Source organism: Vibrio nigripulchritudo (assembly GCF_027924785.1).
GTDB lineage: Bacteria > Pseudomonadota > Gammaproteobacteria > Enterobacterales > Vibrionaceae > Vibrio > Vibrio nigripulchritudo.
Genome location: NZ_AP027049.1, coordinates 37,714 through 59,014 on the forward strand (window position 1 = coordinate 37,714; position 21,301 = coordinate 59,014).

Annotated in this window: 10 protein-coding genes, 10 tRNA genes and 3 rRNA genes; 17 read left to right on the forward strand and 6 right to left on the reverse strand. The window is 47.0% G+C overall.

Translation table 11 applies throughout. From position 1 onward, the window contains the following. The first annotated feature begins 6 nt into the window (after positions 1–6). The 9 genes from hemG (at position 7) to QMG91_RS00220 (ending at position 6,596) form a co-directional block, all read left to right on the forward strand. Positions 7–540 (forward strand): menaquinone-dependent protoporphyrinogen IX dehydrogenase, encoded by a 534-nt coding sequence (hemG, locus tag QMG91_RS00180; protein WP_004400169.1) that lies wholly within the window; start codon positions 7–9, stop codon positions 538–540. A gap of 440 nt (positions 541–980) precedes the next feature. Then, positions 981–2,523, forward strand: a 16S ribosomal RNA gene (locus tag QMG91_RS00185). Between the two features lie 88 nt (positions 2,524–2,611). Continuing rightward, positions 2,612–2,687: transfer RNA gene (locus QMG91_RS00190), tRNA-Glu, on the forward strand. A 2-nt stretch (positions 2,688–2,689) separates the two neighbouring features. Further along, positions 2,690–2,765 (forward strand) — tRNA-Lys (locus QMG91_RS00195). Between the two features lie 30 nt (positions 2,766–2,795). Beyond that, positions 2,796–2,871: transfer RNA gene (locus tag QMG91_RS00200), tRNA-Val, on the forward strand. 375 nt (positions 2,872–3,246) lie between these two features. Further along, positions 3,247–6,128 (forward strand): 23S ribosomal RNA (locus QMG91_RS00205). A gap of 86 nt (positions 6,129–6,214) precedes the next feature. Then, positions 6,215–6,330: ribosomal RNA gene (gene rrf, locus QMG91_RS00210) — 5S ribosomal RNA — on the forward strand. The 16S, 23S and 5S rRNA genes sit together here with 5 tRNA genes alongside, the layout of an rRNA operon. 44 nt (positions 6,331–6,374) lie before the next feature. Continuing rightward, positions 6,375–6,451 (forward strand) — tRNA-Asp (locus QMG91_RS00215). 68 nt (positions 6,452–6,519) lie between these two features. After that, a tRNA-Trp gene (locus QMG91_RS00220) sits at positions 6,520–6,596 on the forward strand. 164 nt (positions 6,597–6,760) lie between these two features. On the opposite strand, the gene ilvY is transcribed toward QMG91_RS00220, so the two are convergent. Then, positions 6,761–7,645 carry an HTH-type transcriptional activator IlvY gene (gene ilvY / locus QMG91_RS00225; RefSeq protein WP_022611780.1) on the reverse strand — a complete coding sequence of 295 codons (885 nt, stop codon included), beginning with the start codon at positions 7,643–7,645 and terminating at the stop codon, positions 6,761–6,763. A gap of 160 nt (positions 7,646–7,805) precedes the next feature. On the opposite strand from ilvY, the gene ilvC reads away from it, so the two are divergent. Next, positions 7,806–9,290: a ketol-acid reductoisomerase gene (gene ilvC, locus QMG91_RS00230; RefSeq protein WP_004399648.1), complete on the forward strand. Its 1,485-nt coding sequence runs from the start codon at positions 7,806–7,808 to the stop codon at positions 9,288–9,290. A 222-nt stretch (positions 9,291–9,512) separates the two neighbouring features. Here ilvC and ubiK read toward each other — a convergent pair whose 3' ends face one another. The 4 genes from ubiK to QMG91_RS00250 all read right to left on the reverse strand — a co-directional run bounded on the left by ubiK (position 9,513) and on the right by QMG91_RS00250 (position 14,712). Further along, entirely contained in the window at positions 9,513–9,764 is a 252-nt protein-coding gene (gene ubiK, locus QMG91_RS00235) for a ubiquinone biosynthesis accessory factor UbiK (protein ID WP_004399649.1), read from the reverse strand. A 116-nt stretch (positions 9,765–9,880) separates the two neighbouring features. Next, positions 9,881–13,006, reverse strand: a complete 3,126-nt coding sequence (locus QMG91_RS00240; protein WP_281828116.1) for a multidrug efflux RND transporter permease subunit — start codon at positions 13,004–13,006, stop codon at positions 9,881–9,883. A gap of 11 nt (positions 13,007–13,017) precedes the next feature. After that, the gene (locus QMG91_RS00245) at positions 13,018–14,124 is read right to left on the reverse strand and encodes an efflux RND transporter periplasmic adaptor subunit (RefSeq protein WP_281828117.1); all 1,107 of its coding nucleotides are present in this window, start codon (positions 14,122–14,124) and stop codon (positions 13,018–13,020) included. Between the two features lie 18 nt (positions 14,125–14,142). Further along, complete coding sequence (locus tag QMG91_RS00250) at positions 14,143–14,712, reverse strand: TetR/AcrR family transcriptional regulator (RefSeq protein ID WP_281828118.1); 570 nt, start codon at positions 14,710–14,712, stop codon at positions 14,143–14,145. Positions 14,713–14,908: 196 nt separating this feature from the next. On the opposite strand from QMG91_RS00250, the gene rep reads away from it, so the two are divergent. Further along, positions 14,909–16,924 (forward strand): DNA helicase Rep, encoded by a 2,016-nt coding sequence (gene rep / locus QMG91_RS00255; RefSeq protein ID WP_004399653.1) that lies wholly within the window; start codon positions 14,909–14,911, stop codon positions 16,922–16,924. 71 nt (positions 16,925–16,995) lie between these two features. On the opposite strand, the gene QMG91_RS00260 is transcribed toward rep, so the two are convergent. Further along, positions 16,996–17,409 carry a c-type cytochrome gene (locus QMG91_RS00260; RefSeq protein ID WP_004399654.1) on the reverse strand — a complete coding sequence of 138 codons (414 nt, stop codon included), beginning with the start codon at positions 17,407–17,409 and terminating at the stop codon, positions 16,996–16,998. 364 nt (positions 17,410–17,773) lie between these two features. Between QMG91_RS00260 and QMG91_RS00265 the strand changes: the two genes are divergently transcribed. The 6 genes from QMG91_RS00265 (at position 17,774) to QMG91_RS00290 (ending at position 21,290) form a co-directional block, all read left to right on the forward strand. After that, positions 17,774–17,850: transfer RNA gene (locus QMG91_RS00265), tRNA-Arg, on the forward strand. A gap of 35 nt (positions 17,851–17,885) precedes the next feature. Next, positions 17,886–17,961: transfer RNA gene (locus QMG91_RS00270), tRNA-His, on the forward strand. A 68-nt stretch (positions 17,962–18,029) separates the two neighbouring features. Continuing rightward, positions 18,030–18,106: transfer RNA gene (locus QMG91_RS00275), tRNA-Pro, on the forward strand. A 42-nt stretch (positions 18,107–18,148) separates the two neighbouring features. Next, positions 18,149–18,224: transfer RNA gene (locus tag QMG91_RS00280), tRNA-His, on the forward strand. A gap of 47 nt (positions 18,225–18,271) precedes the next feature. Continuing rightward, positions 18,272–18,348 (forward strand) — tRNA-Pro (locus tag QMG91_RS00285). Positions 18,349–19,574: 1,226 nt separating this feature from the next. Next, positions 19,575–21,290, forward strand: coding sequence for a dipeptide ABC transporter ATP-binding protein (locus QMG91_RS00290; protein WP_022591008.1), 1,716 nt, complete (start codon positions 19,575–19,577; stop codon positions 21,288–21,290). Positions 21,291–21,301: the final 11 nt, after the last annotated feature.

Genomic DNA, 21,301 nt, shown 5'->3' on the forward strand with positions numbered 1-21,301 from the left:
CATTCGATGGAAAAAGTACTGCTGTTGCATTCAAGCCGCGAAGGGCAAACCATCAAAATTCTACACTATATAGAAGAGAAGCTGGGTTCGGTCGATTGCACCATGATGGATCTCCATCAAATCGAAACGGTGGATTTATCTGGCTACGACAAAGTGGTCATTGGCGCTTCTATCCGATACGGGCATCTTAATAAAAAGCTTTATCAGTTTATTGATCGTCATCTTGAGGCTCTCAATCAGGCAAACGCAGCTTTCTTTTGTGTCAATCTGACGGCTCGAAAAGAAGCCGAAGGAAAAGACACTCCAGAAGGAAGTGCCTATATTAGAAAGTTCCTGACGAAGTCTCCGTGGAAACCTTCCTTGATTGGCGTGTTTGCCGGAGCACTCTATTATCCCCGTTATCGTTGGTTCGACCGTGTAATGATACGTTTTATTATGAAGATGACAGGTGGAGAGACCGATACGACAAAAGAAGTGGAATACACAAACTGGGAAAAGGTGTCTCTTTTCGTAGATTCCGTGAAGAATTTGAGTAAATAACCGTCATAAATCTCCTTTTTTGAATGCTTTTTGCCCGAACAACGAAAAAGGCGAAAAAAATAGGAAAAAAGGGTTGTCAAAGTGATGCCGATCTCTATAATGCACCCTCGCTGACACGGGATGGCTTCGAAAGAAACCAAGCGAGTCAGAGGTTAGATTAGAACGCTGAAAAGCGAACGAAATAAACTGAAAAAAGTGTTTGACACAAATGTTTATCTCGCTAAAATAGCCGTCCGATTTGAGCAGAGCTCAAATCAATGTTCTTTAACAATATAGACCTATCAATCTGTGTGGGCACTCGTTGATGATAATCCAAATAGATACTTCGGTATCAATTTAGGTTTCAATGAACTGAGTGACCAATCGGTAGCAATACCGGCACAGTCAATTCAACATTACTTTATGTAATGTTCAGTATTCATTGAGCCGACCAAAATCTTAAATTGAAGAGTTTGATCATGGCTCAGATTGAACGCTGGCGGCAGGCCTAACACATGCAAGTCGAGCGGAAACGAGTTGTCTGAACCTTCGGGGAACGACAACGGCGTCGAGCGGCGGACGGGTGAGTAATGCCTGGGAAATTGCCCTGATGTGGGGGATAACCATTGGAAACGATGGCTAATACCGCATAATAGCTTCGGCTCAAAGAGGGGGACCTTCGGCCTCTCGCGTCAGGATATGCCCAGGTGGGATTAGCTAGTTGGTGAGGTAAAGGCTCACCAAGGCGACGATCCCTAGCTGGTCTGAGAGGATGATCAGCCACACTGGAACTGAGACACGGTCCAGACTCCTACGGGAGGCAGCAGTGGGGAATATTGCACAATGGGCGCAAGCCTGATGCAGCCATGCCGCGTGTGTGAAGAAGGCCTTCGGGTTGTAAAGCACTTTCAGCAGTGAGGAAGGGTGTGTATTTAATAGATGCGCATTTTGACGTTAGCTGCAGAAGAAGCACCGGCTAACTCCGTGCCAGCAGCCGCGGTAATACGGAGGGTGCGAGCGTTAATCGGAATTACTGGGCGTAAAGCGCATGCAGGTGGTTTGTTAAGTCAGATGTGAAAGCCCGGGGCTCAACCTCGGAACTGCATTTGAAACTGGCAGGCTAGAGTACTGTAGAGGGGGTAGAATTTCAGGTGTAGCGGTGAAATGCGTAGAGATCTGAAGGAATACCGGTGGCGAAGGCGCCCCCTGGACAGATACTGACACTCAGATGCGAAAGCGTGGGGAGCAAACAGGATTAGATACCCTGGTAGTCCACGCCGTAAACGATGTCTACTTGGAGGTTGTGTACTTGAGCCGTGGCTTTCGGAGCTAACGCGTTAAGTAGACCGCCTGGGGAGTACGGTCGCAAGATTAAAACTCAAATGAATTGACGGGGGCCGCACAAGCGGTGGAGCATGTGGTTTAATTCGATGCAACGCGAAGAACCTTACCTACTCTTGACATCCATAGAACTTAGCAGAGATGCTTTGGTGCCTTCGGGAACTATGAGACAGGTGCTGCATGGCTGTCGTCAGCTCGTGTTGTGAAATGTTGGGTTAAGTCCCGCAACGAGCGCAACCCTTATCCTTGTTTGCCAGCACTTCGGGTGGGAACTCCAGGGAGACTGCCGGTGATAAACCGGAGGAAGGTGGGGACGACGTCAAGTCATCATACTTACGAGTAGGGCTACACACGTGCTACAATGGCGCATACAGAGGGGGCCAACTTGCGAGAGTGAGCGAATCCCAAAAAGTGCGTCGTAGTCCGGATTGGAGTCTGCAACTCGACTCCATGAAGTCGGAATCGCTAGTAATCGTGGATCAGAATGCCACGGTGAATACGTTCCCGGCCTTGTACACACCGCCCGTCACACCATGGGAGTGGGCTGCAAAAGAAGCAGGTAGTTTAACCTTCGGGAGGACGCTTGCCACTTTGTGGTTCATGACTGGGGTGAAGTCGTAACAAGGTAGCCCTAGGGGAACCTGGGGCTGGATCACCTCCTTATACGATGATTATTGCGATGAGTGTTCACACAGATTGATACGGTTTATAACGTAAGAGAGCAGAGTGTTCCCAAACACTCACAACTAGTGTCCCGTTCGTCTAGAGGCTTAGGACACCGCCCTTTCACGGCGGTAACAGGGGTTCGACTCCCCTACGGGATACCATTGGGTCGTTAGCTCAGTTGGTAGAGCAGTTGACTTTTAATCAATTGGTCGCAGGTTCGAATCCTGCACGACCCACCATTTCCTGCCACAGGAAATCAAAATATATGTGGGCGATTAGCTCAGTTGGGAGAGCACCTGCCTTACAAGCAGGGGGTCACTGGTTCGAGCCCGGTATCGCCCACCATTCTCTAAGTATTTTTGGATAATCTTTCCAAACCACTTCATTAAAACGTATGTGGTTGGAATTTTTGACGCCTATGCAGCGTAGCTGAAAGTCTTTAGAAAATGTGCTTCTTAGGAAGCGACATAGCTCTTTAACAATTTGGAAAGCTGACGAATAACAACCATCCCCTTATCTACGGATAAGCGTTGTTATTCAATTAAAAGTTCTCAAATCCTAAAACTTTGTTTTAGGTACCAACACACATTCAAGTGTTCTTGGAAACATCCATAGGATGTTTATATTTGAGTCCGGCAAAATCGAATGTCTCTCGCTCATTCAATAATGAGAGACACAAACCTTGGTTGTTTGAACATACAAGACCTCTTGGGGTTGTATGGTTAAGTGACTAAGCGTACACGGTGGATGCCTTGGCAGTCAGAGGCGATGAAGGACGTACTAACTTGCGATAAGCCCAGATAAGACAGTAAGAGTCATTTGAGTCTGGGATTTCCGAATGGGGAAACCCACTTACATAAGTAAGTATTGCTGAGTGAATACATAGCTCAGTGAAGCGAACTCGGGGAACTGAAACATCTAAGTACCCGAAGGAAGAGAAATCAACCGAGATTCCGAAAGTAGCGGCGAGCGAAATTGGACTAGCCCTTAAGCTTTTTATGCGTCAGGTGAAGCTTCTGGAAAGGAGCGCGATACAGGGTGATAGCCCCGTAACCGACAGCGGATTTAAAGTGAAATCGAGTAAGGCGGGACACGTGATATCCTGTCTGAATATGGGGGGACCATCCTCCAAGGCTAAATACTACTGACTGACCGATAGTGAACCAGTACCGTGAGGGAAAGGCGAAAAGAACCCCTGTGAGGGGAGTGAAATAGAACCTGAAACCGTGTACGTACAAGCAGTAGGAGCCCTTCGGGGTGACTGCGTACCTTTTGTATAATGGGTCAGCGACTTATATTCAGTGGCAAGGTTAACCATCTAGGGGAGCCGTAGGGAAACCGAGTCTTAACTGGGCGCTCAGTCTCTGGATATAGACCCGAAACCAGGTGATCTAGCCATGGGCAGGTTGAAGGTTGAGTAACATCAACTGGAGGACCGAACCGACTAATGTTGAAAAATTAGCGGATGACTTGTGGCTAGGGGTGAACCAATCAAACCTGGAGATAGCTGGTTCTCCCCGAAAGCTATTTAGGTAGCGCCTCGGACGAATACTACTGGGGGTAGAGCACTGTTAAGGCTAGGGGGTCATCCCGACTTACCAACCCTTTGCAAACTCCGAATACCAGTAAGTACTATCCGGGAGACACACGGCGGGTGCTAACGTCCGTCGTGGAGAGGGAAACAACCCAGACCGCCAGCTAAGGTCCCAAAGTATTGCTAAGTGGGAAAGATGTGGGAAGGCTCAGACAGCCAGGATGTTGGCTTAGAAGCAGCCATCATTTAAAGAAAGCGTAATAGCTCACTGGTCGAGTCTAGCCTGCGCGGAAGATGTAACGGGGCTAAGCAATACACCGAAGCTGCGGCTGCATACTTTGTATGCGGGGTAGGGGAGCGTTCTGTAAGCCGTTGAAGGTGGTCTGTAAGGGCTGCTGGAGGTATCAGAAGTGCGAATGCTGACATGAGTAACGATAAAGGGAGTGAAAAACTCCCTCGCCGGAAGACCAAGGGTTCCTGTCCAACGTTAATCGGGGCAGGGTAAGTCGACCCCTAAGGCGAGGCTGAAAAGCGTAGTCGATGGGAAACGGGTTAATATTCCCGTACTTCTTACAATTGCGATGGGGGGACGGAGAAGGCTAGGTGGCCTGGCGACGGTTGTCCAGGTTCAAGTGCGTAGGCTTGAGAGTTAGGTAAATCCGGCTCTCTTTAAGGCTGAGACACGATGTCGAGTCACTACGGTGATGAAGTCATTGATGCCATGCTTCCAGGAAAAGCCTCTAAGCTTCAGATTGTAAGGAATCGTACCCCAAACCGACACAGGTGGTCGGGTAGAGAATACCAAGGCGCTTGAGAGAACTCGGGTGAAGGAACTAGGCAAAATGGTACCGTAACTTCGGGAGAAGGTACGCTCTTATCGGTGAAGTCCCTCGCGGATGGAGCTGACGAGAGTCGCAGATACCAGGTGGCTGCAACTGTTTATTAAAAACACAGCACTGTGCAAAATCGTAAGATGACGTATACGGTGTGACGCCTGCCCGGTGCCGGAAGGTTAATTGATGGGGTTAGTCTTTGGACGAAGCTCTTGATCGAAGCCCCGGTAAACGGCGGCCGTAACTATAACGGTCCTAAGGTAGCGAAATTCCTTGTCGGGTAAGTTCCGACCTGCACGAATGGCGTAATGATACCACGCTGTCTCCACCCGAGACTCAGTGAAATTGAAATCGCTGTGAAGATGCAGTGTACCCGCGGCTAGACGGAAAGACCCCGTGAACCTTTACTACAGCTTGGCACTGAACATTGAACCTACATGTGTAGGATAGGTGGGAGGCTTTGAAACGCAGTCGCCAGATTGCGTGGAGCCGTCCTTGAAATACCACCCTTGTAGCTTTGATGTTCTAACTTGGCTCCCTTATCGGGAGTGAGGACAGTGCCTGGTGGGTAGTTTGACTGGGGCGGTCTCCTCCCAAAGAGTAACGGAGGAGCACGAAGGTGGGCTAAACACGGTTGGACATCGTGTGGTTAGTGCAATGGCATAAGCCCGCTTGACTGCGAGAATGACAATTCGAGCAGGTGCGAAAGCAGGTCATAGTGATCCGGTGGTTCTGAATGGAAGGTACCATCGCTCAACGGATAAAAGGTACTCCGGGGATAACAGGCTGATACCGCCCAAGAGTTCATATCGACGGCGGTGTTTGGCACCTCGATGTCGGCTCATCACATCCTGGGGCTGAAGTCGGTCCCAAGGGTATGGCTGTTCGCCATTTAAAGTGGTACGCGAGCTGGGTTTAGAACGTCGTGAGACAGTTCGGTCCCTATCTGCCGTGGGCGTTGGAAGATTGAAGGGGGCTGCTCCTAGTACGAGAGGACCGGAGTGGACGAACCTCTGGTGTTCGGGTTGTCATGCCAATGGCATTGCCCGGTAGCTAAGTTCGGAATCGATAACCGCTGAAAGCATCTAAGCGGGAAGCGAGCCCTGAGATGAGTCTTCCCTGATACTTTAAGTATCCTAAAGGGTTGTTCGAGACCAGAACGTTGATAGGCAGGGTGTGTAAGCGTTGTGAGGCGTTGAGCTAACCTGTACTAATTGCCCGTGAGGCTTAACCATACAACACCCAAGGGGTTTTGAGTGGACTCAGACAGAACATTGAATGTGTAAGAACTAAAAAAACAGCTTTCCGAATTAAGAATTTGCTTGGCGACCATAGCGTTGTGGACCCACCTGATTCCATGCCGAACTCAGAAGTGAAACGCAATAGCGCCGATGGTAGTGTGGGGTTTCCCCATGTGAGAGTAGGACATCGCCAGGCTTTAGATTTGAACATCTGCTTATGATAAGCAGGTATTCCACTGCGGAGTGGTAGTTCAGTTGGTTAGAATACCGGCCTGTCACGCCGGGGGTCGCGGGTTCGAGTCCCGTCCACTCCGCCATTTATTTAAGAAGCCTCGCTTAGTGCGAGGTTTTTTTGAATCTGACATTTAAAGATTCAATACAGTTTAGGGGTGTAGCTCCAATTGGCAGAGCAGCGGATTCCAAATCCGCGTGTTGGGAGTTCGAATCTCTCCACCCCTGCCATATAGAAAGCCTCAGCAGAAATGCTGGGGCTTTTTTGCATTTATTGCTTTTGAAAAGCAGGGGTTGGAAGCAGGAGCGCCAGCCCGGTCGAATCTCCGGAGTGCCGGCTAAATCCCCCCTGCTATATAGAAAGCCTCGGTAGAAATACCGGGACCTTTTGTTATCTATACAAACTTTCCTTCAACCAGCTCCCATAGCGCTTTGATCATCGGGTTGGAGATCTGTGCTTGTTGGCAACATACACCTAATTGTAATGGTTTAAGAGGTTGCACCTTTAAGCGCTCCACTTTGTCTCGTACCGGGCTGTTGTTAATAACTACGTCAGGGGCAAAGCCAACACCACATCCTAGAGCGACCATGCTTACAATGGCTTCATGCCCTGCCACTTGAGCGTAAACATTGGGCTTAAGCTTCATTTTTTTAAACCAGTGATTGGCTCTGTCTCTTGCTGTTCCTGCCTCTGGAACGATAAATGGAATTTGAGACCAGGTTGGGTTTTCTTGATTGAGTAATGGAGCAAAGCTGCTGTTGCCCGTTGGCGCTATTACCGACAAAGGGATATCGCTGATGGTTTCAAACATCAATTTGGCTGGCATGTTGTCGGGTTTGGCTGAAATTGCGATATCTGCTTCGTCATTGAGGATCTTATCTATCGCCTGAGCAGGGTCGCCTGTAGACAGCTTTAGCTCGATGTTGGGGTACTGAATTCGAAAGTCATTGAGCAAGTCTGGAAGGTGAGAATAACTGGCGGTAACGGAACAAAATAGCCTTAGTTCACCAGTTAAAGCTTCGGTTTCTCCCGATACCGAAGAGCGAAACTGATTCCACTCACCAATCATCTGGATTGCAACAGGGAGCAACTTCTTACCTGCCGGTGTCACATCCACACTGCGATTATCACGAAGAAATAAGGTCTGCTGAATTTCGTCTTCGAGCTTTTGTATTTGCCTGCTGAGCGCTGAAGGACTGATGTGCATTGCCGTCGAGGTTTTACTAAAACTTCGACTGTCGCAAAGATGGACAAAGTATTGAAGGCTTTTGATGTTCATAATGGTGTCATTTTGAGCAATAAAAAGATTGGTTGTTGCGATTATCGCAATTACTAATTGTGAATATATCACTTTGAGCAACTTAATGTCTGAATTAGTATGAGGGTATTCGACATTGAGCTGTCGACCTTATGGAAAAATTAAACAGGAGTTCCAGAAAATGGCTAACTACTTCAACACCTTAAACTTGCGTGAGCAACTAGACCAACTAGGTCGCTGTCGCTTTATGGATCGCAGCGAATTCGCAACAGAAGCTGATTACCTGAAAGGTAAGAAAGTGGTCATCGTAGGTTGTGGTGCGCAAGGTCTTAACCAAGGTCTGAACATGCGTGACTCTGGTCTGGACGTATCTTATGCGCTACGTCAGGCTGCGATTGATGAGCAACGCCAGTCGTTCAAAAACGCAAAAGACAATGGCTTTGAAGTAGGGAGCTACGAGACTCTTATCCCTCAAGCGGATCTTGTGATGAACCTTACGCCGGACAAACAACACACTAATGTGGTTGAAACGGTAATGCCTCTAATGAAAGAAGGCGCTGCTCTGGGCTACTCTCATGGCTTCAACGTGGTTGAAGAAGGGATTCAGATCCGTAAAGACCTAACGGTTGTAATGGTTGCACCTAAGTGTCCGGGTACGGAAGTTCGTGAAGAATACAAACGTGGCTTCGGTGTTCCTACACTCATCGCGGTTCACCCTGAGAACGATCCAAAAGGTGAAGGCTGGGATATCGCGAAAGCTTGGGCAGCGGCAACAGGCGGTCATCGTGCTGGTTGTTTAGAGTCTTCTTTTGTTGCTGAGGTTAAGTCTGACCTAATGGGTGAGCAAACCATCCTTTGTGGCATGCTTCAAGCGGGCTCTATCGTATGTTACGAGAAGATGATTGCTGACGGTGTTGATGCTGGCTACGCAGGTAAACTTCTGCAATACGGTTGGGAAACAGTGACTGAGGCACTAAAGTTCGGTGGTATCACTCACATGATGGATCGCCTGTCTAACCCAGCGAAAATCAAAGCATTTGAGCTGTCTGAAGAGCTAAAAGATCTGATGCGTCCTCTGTACAACAAGCATATGGATGACATCGTTACGGGTCACTTCTCAAGCACTATGATGGCTGACTGGGCAAACGACGATGTGAACCTACTTGGCTGGCGTGCAGAAACGGGTGAAACTGCTTTTGAAAACTACCCCGAAACTGACGTAGAAATCTCAGAGCAAGAGTACTTCGATAACGGTATCCTAATGATCGCTATGGTTCGTGCGGGTGTTGAACTGGCTTTCGAAGCTATGACGGCATCTGGCATCATTGATGAGTCTGCATACTACGAGTCTCTGCACGAGCTTCCACTGATTGCAAATACTATCGCTCGTAAGCGTCTGTACGAAATGAATGTAGTTATCTCTGATACTGCAGAATACGGTAACTACCTGTTTGCTAACGTTGCTACTCCACTGCTACGCGAGAAGTTCATGCCTTCAGTAGGCACAGACGTTATCGGTAAAGGACTGGGTGAGTCTTCTAACCAAGTAGACAATGCTCGCCTAATCGAAGTAAACGAAGCGATTCGTAACCACCCAGTTGAGTACATCGGTGAAGAGCTTCGCGGTTACATGACTGACATGAAACGTATCGCGGTAGGCGGCTAATTCCGACTACTGAGAAGCCAGGTATTCACTTACGTTCAAAGTGAGTGCCTTCTTCTAAAACTGAATATTTGTTCCAGCGTTGTCGAGTAAATCGACTACGCTTATAAAGCAAAAGAACTCCAGCAGACTGGGGTCGATAATACAAATAGTAAACACAACATAAATAAAAAAAGGCTTGTTCCATTTGGAGCAAGCCTTTCTTTTTGTATCAACTTCTTGAGTCTACTTGTCTGCAAGCTTCTCTTCGAGCTCTGCCAGCTTTTGCTCCATTTCTGTCAGCTTTTGACGAGTGCGAAGCAGTACTTGAGTCTGTACATCAAACTCTTCTCGGCTAACAACATCCAGCTTGTTTAGCTGGCCTTGAATGACCTGGCGTACTTTATGTTCTACATCGCTGCCAAGTTCTTTTACAGGTTGTGGCATCGATTCATGAATCTGTTTGGCAATTTGTTCGAGTTTCTTCGGATCAAACATGGGTAACTCCTTTCTATTTGGTTCCATTTTATGTAATTCCACGTACAAAGTCGTTAGCTACAGATAAGAAAAAGGCTACCTGAGTAGCCTTTTTACGAACCAAAGTTCTCGTTGGTTTAGACCGATTCGTTACGAATCTCTCGCTGCGCTGCTTTCGCTTCGTCAACGCGAGCCAGTTTATCCAGTTCCTTGTCTTCAACAAAGACTGGCAATGGCTTGTGGTCTTCTGCCAGGTAACTGTATATCACCGGAAGTACGAACAGAGTAAACAGAGTACCGATTGCCAGACCCGCCACGATAACAATACCGATACTGAATCGCTGAGCGGCACCCGCACCTGTTGCGTACATCAGAGGAATCAGACCTGCGATCATCGCAGCGGTGGTCATCAGGATTGGGCGAAGACGAACCTTTGCGGCTTCCATAACGGCCTGCATCTTGTTCTTCTTATTATGAAGCTGCTCTTCTTTGGCAACCTCACAAATCAAGATACCGTGCTTGGTGATAAGCCCGACAAGGGTAATCAGACCAACCTGCGAGTAGATGTTCATTGATGCTGCACCCCACGCAAGGGCAATCAAAGCACCACATATTGCGAGAGGTACCGATACCATAATAACCAGTGGATCTTTCACGGATTCAAACTGAATCGCCAGTACCAAGAAGATAATTGCCAATGCCAATCCGAAAGTTGCGTAAAGCGCGCTTCCTTCAGTAACAAACTGGCGAGAGGCACCCATGTAATCATGGTTGTAACCCGCAGGCAGTTTGGTCTCAGCAATGTTCTCAAACCAATTGATGGCTTCACCCATGGCAATACCTGGAGAAGGAACTGCGCCTACAGTGGCAGAGTTTAACTGGTTAAAGTGAGGCAATGAGCGAGGCTCTGCTACCACTTCAATCGAGATTAAACTGCCCAGAGGAATGGCTTTGCCATCTGCTGCGCGAACATAGTAGTTGTTCATCGATTCCGGGTTCAGGCGGTACTTACGTTCTACCTGAGGAATAACTTCATACGAACGACCATTCAAATCGATTCGGTTAACGTAACCATCTGCCATCATGGTGCTTAGAGTGATACCTATGTCTTGCATGGTCACGCCGTACACACCCGCCTTATCTTTATCGATATGGATTTTCATGGTGGCTGAGTCGTAGTTCAGATCCAGATCTGAGTATACGAACAACGGGCTGCCATTCACTTCAGTTAATACATCCGTTGCTACCTGGAACAGACTTTCAAAGCTGTTTGGCGTTGTCATAACGAACTGGATAGGCAGACCAGAACCTGCACCAGGAAGTTCTGGCATCTCGAATGCCGTGACTGCCATACCCGGTATGTCCTGTACCAACTGACCTACGCGGTTTTTCACGTCAGCCTGACTGGCTTCACGCTCACTCCAAGGCACCATTGAAGCAATACCAAATGCCTGATTGGAGTTAGGTACACCAGTGAAGACCTGTGCAAACGCCACTTCTGGCTGATCTGACAGAATCTTGTTCACGTCGTTCATGGTGTTTTGCATGAAGTCCAGGTTGGCGTTGGACGGTGCTGTACCCATCAGCATGACCACACCTTTATCTTCTGCTGGGGCCAGTTCACTTGGAATGAACTTAAACAACATTGGAAGGCTGGCAAATACGATGATGGCAAACGCGATAATGACCGGGCGACGCTGCATCACAGCCGCAAGCATGCCTTCGTATTTGTCCGACATGCGGTCCAGGAAGTTATGAACGGTCTGCTCAAATTTGCTTGGCTTTTCGTTTGCCTTAAGCATTTTTGAGCACATCATCGGCGAAAGCGTCAGTGCCACGATACCAGAGACAAATACCGAACCTGCAAGCGTTAACGCGAACTCCTTGAAGAGCGACCCGGTGATACCACCCATCATTGCGATTGGTGCGTACACTGCACCCAACGTCAATGTCATTGCGATAACTGGAACCGCGATTTCACGGGTACCAATGATGGCTGCGCGGAATGGAGACTCACCCAGCTTGACGTGGCGGTCAACGTTTTCTAATACGACGATGGCGTCATCTACTACCAGACCGATGGCGAGTACCATTGCCAGCAGTGTCATCAGGTTCCACGAGAAGCCCATTGCCTGCATCACCATCGCCACACCAATCAATGAAAGTGGAATAGTAACGATCGGAATAAGCACCGCACGGAAAGAGCCCAGGAAGAGTGTGATCACCACCAATACAATCAGCGCTGCTTCCAGAATGGTTTTAATCACCTCCTGAATAGACTCATTAATTGCGATCGTGGAGTCATACATGACTTCCATTTTGATGTTACTTGGCAGGTTCTTTTCGAGCGTTGGTAATAACTCCAGCACGTCTGCGGCAATGTTGATCGGGTTTGCACTTGGTGCAGCGTTGATCGCTGCGACTACGGCTTCCTGACCATTGGCACTTGCTCGGTAAACGTCATGGCTTTTTTCCAGAGATACTTTCGCTATGTCGCCAAGGCGGATCACCAAACCTTCGCCAGTTTTCACCACCAATCGACGCAGTTCTTCCACGTTGGAGATTTGTGTGTCGGCACTGCCGTTGTACAGCACAAACTCACCGGTAGACTGACCTGTTGCAGACTGGTAGTTGTTGGCGTTCAATACACCCATTACGTCGGTTGCAGTCAGGTTCAGTGCGCCCATTTTCGCCGGATCCAGCCACACACGCAGTGCGTATTTCAAACCGCCGTAAAGGTCGATCTTGGATACGCCATTCACGGTGAATAGCTGAGGATTGATCACTCGCTCAAGATAGTCTGTTAGCTGACTAGACACCAATTCATCACTGGTGAAACCAATGTAGAGAACCGCGGTGGTTGAGCCTGTCGACATAGTCACGGTTGGGTCTTCGGCTTCTTTTGGAAGCTGTGAACGCACCGAGTTGGTTTTCGCCAGAATGTCAGCCAAAGCAGCGTTGGGATCGGTATTGAGTTTCATGGTTACCGTAATGGTGGACTTACCCAAAACGGATTGAGATGTCATAAAGTCAATATTGTCTGCCTGTGCAACGGCTTGTTCCAAGGGCTGTGTAATAAAGCCCTGAATCAGATCGGCACTGGCTCCGTAGTAACTGGTTGAAACGGTTACTACTGTATTCGTCATTTCAGGGTATTCACGAACCTGCATTTTGAACACCGCTTGCAAACCAAGCAAAGCAATCAAAAAGCTGATTGATACCGCTAAAACAGGACGTTTAATAAAAACATCAGTAAAGCGCATGCTTCCTCCGATTACAGCATTGGTGTTTCAGCAGGTGGGTTGATTGCATCGCTTTCAACAATGCGCACCTTCGCTTCATTACTCAGGCGAACCTGACCTGAAGTAACAACCACATCACCTGGATTCACGCCTTCCAGAATATGAGCAATGTGACCCGTACGTTCACCCACTTTGATAACTTGCTGTTTTACGCGCTGTTCACCATTTTCATCCGACAGGATATAAACGTTGTCGCCATATAGAGTAAACGTAATCGCTGTTTGCGGCAGGGTTACCTGATTCTCGATGGTTGGCAGGATAATGTTTGCGCGGGCAAACATACCGCTGCGCAAGCGACCGTCATTGTTAGGAATATCAGCCTGAACCTGTACCAAACCACTTTGCACGCTGACTGCTGGTTCAATGGCACTGATGGAACCTTCGAATGAACCTTCTGGGTACGCATCAACTTTAATGTCGACTTGCTGTCCGATGTTGATGCGAGAAATATCGGTTTGAGGAACCGTAAAACGCAGACGCATAACACTGGTGTCTTCTAGGCGAACGATGTCGGTGCCTGGTTGCAGGTACTGACCAAGGTAAACGTTACGAATACCGACTACGCCAGCAAATGGAGCTTTGATTTCTCGGCGCTCAATGGACGCTTTCAGGCTTTCAATGTCTGCAGAAAGCGATAAGTATGCCGCTTGTGCATCGTCGTAAGCTTCTTTCGAGACAGAGCCTTTTTTGTAAAGACCAGCGTAGCGTTTGAATTTTGCTTGAGCGGCAGGAAGTTTTGCCTGAGTACTTTTCAGGTTTGCGCGCTCAACCTCAGAATCCAGAGTGAGCAGAGTCTGGTCATTTTTCACTGTGGCACCAGATTCAAACTGAATTTTATCGATCACACCGCTGGTTTCAGTGGTCAGGGTGACGCCTTGGTTAGGTTCGATAAAACCGATGGCTTCAATGGTAGGCACCCAGTCTACGGCTTCCACCTTTGTTACCGTCACAGGAAACTCAGGCTCTGGACGGTTTGCCAGATACTCAGCGATCTTTTGTTGCTTAAACAAATTGAAACCTATCACGCTGCCGAACAGCAAAACCGCGATAAGTAACATAAAGAAAGTCCACTTTTTCATTCTCTTCAGAACTCCAAGTTAGTGTTGAACAATGGCATCCCAGCTGGCTTCAATCGCCGCTTCTAATGCGTCATCATCGAGTTGAAAGATCCCTAAGGCATGTTTTCGAGCAAGAGTAACTCCCACTTCCAAACTAAGACCAGACAAAATTGGGTTATCTAAAGGTTTTAGAACACCTTGTTGTTTACCTTCCGTGAACATTTGATCCACTTTGGCAAACATTTCCCGCTCTAGTTCCCTGACATTCATGTACGTTGGCGTGGGTAGCGACTCATACTGGAGTTGATTGCACAGTGTTCGCCCTTCCGTTCGGGCTAAGTGCCAGATGTTAAGCCACATAACGCGAAAACGTTGTTTTAAAGGCATTTCATCATCGACGTTAGCCTGTACAACATCGGCAATTCGCTGCGAGACCATTTTCCGGACTTCTATCAGCAAATCATCTTTGTCGCTGAAATAACGATAAATAGTGCCTGCCGCTACATTAGCGGATTGCGCAACCTTTTGCATTGATATGCCATGGAACCCTTCCTCTGCAAGTAATTTTTCTGTCGCTTGCAATATTTTCAACCGCTTATCATTACTCATCGGGGTTTGATCCTTATAGTTTGCGTTACCCAAGCAAAAGTGAATGAACGTTCATTCATTATACTTCTAACCCTATAGGACTATGCAACAGTTAATTTGCATGAATCTTAGATTTGAAGAGGTAATTCTTCTTGGAATAAATCCGAAGAGGCAATTACACTATGCCTCCAAAAGTTCGAAACCGCAGAGACATCAAATGAAGCTGAACCCCAGACAAGATGAAGCCGTGAAATACGTGTCTGGTCCGTGCCTGGTTCTGGCAGGAGCAGGGTCGGGTAAAACTCGTGTTATTACCAATAAGATCGCTTATCTGGTTCAGCAGTGTGACTACAAGGCACGTAATATTGCGGCGGTTACCTTTACCAACAAAGCTGCCCGGGAAATGAAAGAGCGAGTCGGGCAAACCCTTGGTAAACAGGAATCCAAAGGTCTGATGGTATCGACGTTTCACACCTTAGGTCTGAACATTATCCGGCGCGAATACAAGGCACTTGGCTTAAAAGCAGGGTTCTCGCTGTTTGATGACCAAGACCAGATGGCGCTGTTGAAAGAACTGACCGAAAAAGAGCTCGATGGTGATAAAGACTTACTGCGCTCATTGCTCAGCCATATTTCGAACTGGAAAAATGACATGTGGTCACCAGCACAAGCCATTGAACGTGCACGTGGTGAGCAAGAAAAACTGTTTGGTCATTGCTTTGAGATGTACCAAAAGCAGATGAAAGCCTACAACGCACTGGATTTTGATGATCTGATTGCTTTGCCTGTAATGCTACTCAAGTCCAATGAAGATGTACGCCAACGCTGGCGAAATCGCATTCGCTATTTGTTGGTCGATGAATATCAGGATACCAACACCAGTCAATACGAATTGGTGAAACTGATTGTTGGTGAGCGCGGGCGTCTGACCGTTGTGGGAGACGATGATCAGTCTATTTATTCCTGGCGTGGAGCCAAGCCACAAAACTTGGTTTTGCTAGGGCAAGATTATCCTAATCTAAGGCTGATTAAACTAGAGCAAAATTATCGCTCTACCAGCCGAATCCTTCGCAGTGCGAATATCTTGATTGCCAACAACCCTCACGTGTATGAAAAGACACTTTTTTCAGAAATTCCTGATGGGGAAATGCTGAAAGTACTTACTTCTAAAAATGAGGATCATGAAGCGGAGCGTGTGACAGGAGAACTGATTGCCCACAAATTCTTAAATCGCACTGACTATAAAGACTACGCGATTTTGTACCGAGGTAACCATCAGTCGCGTCTGATTGAAAAATCTCTGATGCAAAACCGCATCCCTTATAAGATTTCCGGTGGAACCTCATTTTTTGCGCGCGCTGAAATCAAAGACATCATGGCGTACTTAAGAGTGTTGGTGAATCCGGACGACGACAACGCGTTTCTTCGGATTGTGAATACGCCGCGCCGTGAAATTGGTCCGGTGACTCTGGAAAAGCTGGGCAGCTACGCCAACATGCGTGGCAAAAGTCTGTTTGAAGCGAGCTTTGAGCTTGGGTTGGAGCAGCACTTGTCTGGGCGTGGATTGGAGAACCTTCGGAAGTTTGTCCAATGGGTCGTGGCGATTTCCGACAATGCAGAACGAGGGAATACGGTAGAAGCTGTACGCTCTTTGGTGCGGGATATTAACTACGAAGACTGGCTCTACGAAACCTCTTCTAGCCCGAAAGCGGCTGAGATGCGGATGAAAAATGTCTCTGATCTTTACAGCTGGATTGTGGCTGATCTTGAAGGCGACAACTACGATAACGAAGAAAAAACGTTAAAAGAGGTAGTACAGCGCCTGACGCTTCGCGACATGATGGAACGAGGTGAAGATGACGATGATGCGGATCAGGTTCAGTTGATGACGTTGCATGCATCGAAAGGTCTGGAGTTTCCATACGTCTATCTGATTGGGGCAGAAGAAGGAATATTGCCTCACCAAACCAGTATCGATGAAGAGAATGTCGATGAAGAACGCCGCTTAATGTACGTGGGGATTACCCGAGCACAAAAAGAGCTGACTTTTACCTTGTGTAAAGAGAGACGACAGTTTGGTGAATTAATCAAACCTCAGCACAGCCGTTTTCTCGATGAATTACCATTTGACGATGTGGAATGGGAGCAAGTGAAAAAACCTGTTTCTCAGGAAGAACGCATGCAAAAAGGGCAAGCTCACATTGCCAACTTAAAAGCCATGTTTAAGAAGTAGAAAAGAAACAAAAAGAGCAACGACATTCGTTGCTCTTCCTTTATATAAGCTTTCTGTTTCTGAAGGCTAGGTTACAACCCTTCGATCATATGCTCGATAGCAGCAATGATTTCTTCATCAGAACAATCCATACAAGCCCCTTTCGCAGGCATCGCATTGAAGCCGTTAATGGCATGATCGGTCATCACGTCCATTCCCTGAGCAATACGCGGAGCCCATTGAGCAGCATCTCCTTTAATTGGCGCACCACTCACTCCAGTACCATGACAGGCAGTACAGAAAACATTGTAGACGGTAGCGCCATCGCGTGGACCAGCAGGCTCAGCGGAAGCAGGTTCACTGCCAGCCAGGTAAACTTGACCGACAGGTTTAATGCGCTCAGCGATCGCATCATATTCTTCTTGGCTGACTTTGGCTGCAAAAGAGAAACTAGAAAAGGTTATTGTAGCTGCCAAAAGGCCAATTACTCGACGTGACATATCCATTACTCGCTATACATTTCCAGGCTTTGATAAATACGATGTTTATCTTTATTTAGTTTGTTATTTACCTAAGTTGGTGGCGGCGAGCTCTCACTCATATGCGACTTCTAACAACTCTGAAACTTCGCGTCACATCCCGTCGAAACCTAGGGTTTTTGATCGTAAAGGTGTAATACACCTGTTAAATCATTATAAATAATAGGTGATTATAGCGACTCAGGTTGTTGCAATAAACAACAACTTGTTCGCGACATGGGTTTAATCACATCCCAATTGCCGAAAAAGGCAACAATCAATAAAAAAACTGCAAAAAACACTAGACGGCACTTTGTGATATACGTATTATTCCACTCCGCCGATAGGGCATGCGCCCGTAGCTCAGCTGGATAGAGCGTTGGCCTCCGGAGCCAAAGGTCGAAGGTTCGAATCCTTTCGGGCGCGCCATTTCGCCGGAAGGAGTTAAATCGGTAAATTCAGTGGTGGCTATAGCTCAGTTGGTAGAGCCCCGGATTGTGATTCCGGTTGTCGCGAGTTCAAGTCTCGTTAGCCACCCCATTTATTCTTTTTCTTGCTTTATGGTGATCCATAAAGGGGGAATGCCAGTAAAAGTGCTGGGACATTGTCGGTGAATAGCGCAGTTTGGTAGCGCATCTGGTTTGGGACCAGAGGGTCGGGGGTTCGAATCCCTCTTCACCGACCACCATTTCAATAATCGCATAAGCGGTTATACAAAAAGTTAGCGGTGGCTATAGCTCAGTTGGTAGAGCCCCGGATTGTGATTCCGGTTGTCGCGAGTTCAAGTCTCGTTAGCCACCCCATTATTTGGTAAGTGATTACCAGTTTCGATAAGAAACGAATACATTGTCGGTGAATAGCGCAGTTTGGTAGCGCATCTGGTTTGGGACCAGAGGGTCGGGGGTTCGAATCCCTCTTCACCGACCACTATTAGAAAGCCCCGTTAGAAATAACGGGGCTTTTTTCATTTTGATGGCTAATGTTTCATAGCATAGGGTCGTGGGCTGGAATGCCAGTCCAATCGAATCCCTCTTCACCGACCACTATTAGAAAGCCCCGTTAGAAATAATGGGGCTTTTTTCATTTTGATGGCTAAATGTTTCATAGCATAGGGTCGTGGGCTGGAATGCCAGCCCAATCGAATCCCTCTTCACCGACCATCATTAGAAAGCCTCGTTAGAAATAACGAGGCTTTTTTCGTTTTGATGATTGCTGGTTTATAGCATAGAGTCGTGAGTTGGAGCGCCAGTCCGCAGGAAGCCCTGTCACATCGAATCCCTCTTCACCAACCATTATTAGAAAGCCTTGTTAGAAATAATGAGGTTTTGATCGTTTATATTTCAGAGTCTAACTGGAGAAAGCCAGTAGCTTTTCGTTAAACGGTGGCTGTCAAATTTACAGTTGATGTGATGCTACCTGTCAGATCTTTTGGGCTGGATAACGCCATTTTTTGTCTATTACACGACATTTACCGCCTAGATTGCAGTGAGTTTTAAGTTTTTACATGTTTCTTTATGTGGGAACTTATTTTTCTTTGCATACCAATAGTGTGCGGCCATCAACCTGAGTTCTTACTGAAAAACCGAGCACTTTTCTACATTAATGGGTTTTTCTACGTTTATTACTAGTTTAATTCGCTGTAATTGACTGTCATTGCAATGAAAAATGCTTTTGATTTTTTATGATTAAAAACTTTGACGGTTGAAAATTTTGCTTATTGTTTCAAATTTAATTCTAAATATTGCTATTTGTGAATTTGTATAGATAAAGATCTCGCAAAATCACCACTGTGCGGGATATGTTTTTTATTTGTTAAAAGTGCGGGCGAATAAAAATTCTTAAATGTGAATTGCGAATATTGTGTTAATTAACATGTTGCTACGCTATTTATCTTTCTATTCCTATGAAAGTTAAATGATAATTTTGTTTTTTTAGCATATTTGTTTAGACTTAATAGTTTGTTTTTGTGAATTAATATGCATTAATTCTGCTTTGAACGATGTGTTTTGTGCGCATTTATGCTTTGTTTGTTGCTTTTGTGTGAATTATTTGCCAAATTGTTTGCCTGTTAAAAGCCGGATGTAAAGCCGGATAGAGAATGGAATCAACTTGCAGACAGGGCAGAAAGCTGCCAAAGCAGTAGAGGTCTGGTGATGTCACTACTAGAAGTTAAAAATCTTCGAATTGAATACCCATCGCGGCATGGGGTACATGCAGCCGTTAAATCGCTTTCTTTTAATATAGAGAGAGGCGAAATCGTGGGTGTGGTTGGCGAATCCGGCGCAGGTAAATCGACCGTGGGTAATGCGGTTATCGATTTGCTGAGCCCTCCGGGTTTGATCGCTAATGGTGATGTTTACCTTGATGGAGAAAAAATCTCCGGATTGACCCCAGAAGAGATGCGCCAGGTGCGCGGCTCTAAAATCGGGTTTATCTTTCAAGATCCGATGACGTCGCTTAATCCACTGTTCACGGTGGAACAACAACTAAAAGAAACCATTCATGCCAACATGAATGTGTCAGACAGCGAAGCGTACGATCGCGCTTTGTCTCTCATGAAACAGGTGGGCATTCCTCAGCCTGAAAACCGTTTAAAACAATATCCTCACCAATTTTCTGGTGGTATGCGTCAGCGTGTGGTTATCGCCATAGCTTTGGCTGGTGAGCCAGATCTTATTATTGCAGACGAACCAACCACAGCACTGGATGTGTCCATTCAGGACCAAATTCTGAACTTGATTCGCGAATTGTGTATCGAGAAAAACGTTGGTTGTATGTTGGTAACGCACGATATGGGTGTGGTTTCCAATGTGACTGACCGCGTGGCGGTTATGTATCGTGGTGACTTAGTCGAATTTGGCGCAACCAAAAAAGTATTGGGTGATCCTGACCACTCCTACACACGCAGCCTCATCTCTGCGGTTCCTCGTTCCGATGTGAAGCTTGATCGCTTTCCGCTGGTTAGCTACATCGAAGAAGCGCATGAAATGGAACCGTTGGATGTTAAGAATCACTGGTTGGGTCAAAGCCAGGATCACCGTGATTACACGGGTCCGTTGCTTAACGTAGAAAACGTTAACCTTCGCTTTGTGACTAAAGATTCGTTCTTCGAAAGCCGCCGTGAATACGTGCAGGCATCAAATAACGTCAGCTTTGAAGTATTTGAAGGGGAAACTTTTGGTCTGGTGGGCGAGTCCGGTTCAGGTAAATCGACCATTGCGCGTGTGATTGCCGGTCTTTACGCACCTAACTCGGGTAAGGTGACCTTTGAAGGCATCGACTTAACGTCTCTGAAATCTGAAAACGAGCGCCGTCCTTTGCGCCGTCAGATGCAGATGGTATTCCAGAACCCATACACGTCGATGAACCCTCGAATGAAAATTTTCGACATCATTGCGGAGCCGATTCGTTTCCACAAATTGACACGCAATGAATCCGAAACCAGGCAGATTGTTGAAGATCTGCTTGAGCACGTTGGTTTGGGCAAAATGGCGGGAGTGAAATACCCCCATGAGTTCTCCGGCGGACAAAGACAACGTATTTCCATCGCACGTGCACTGGCGACACGACCTCGCCTGCTGATTTGTGATGAACCTACTTCAGCACTGGATGTTTCAGTGCAGGCACAGATTCTCAACCTCCTCAAAGATCTTCAGGACGAACTGAACTTGACTATGCTGTTTATTAGTCACGACCTTCCGGTAATTCGACAGATGTGTGACCGAATTGGCGTGATGCAGATGGGTACTTTGCTTGAAGTTGCCCCGACGGAACAGCTCTTTACTGATCCGCAGCATGAGTACAGTAAACAACTGATTTCTTTGATGCCTGAGTTCACAGGCTTAAGAGAAGACATCAAGATCGCCTAGCGACTTGGTGG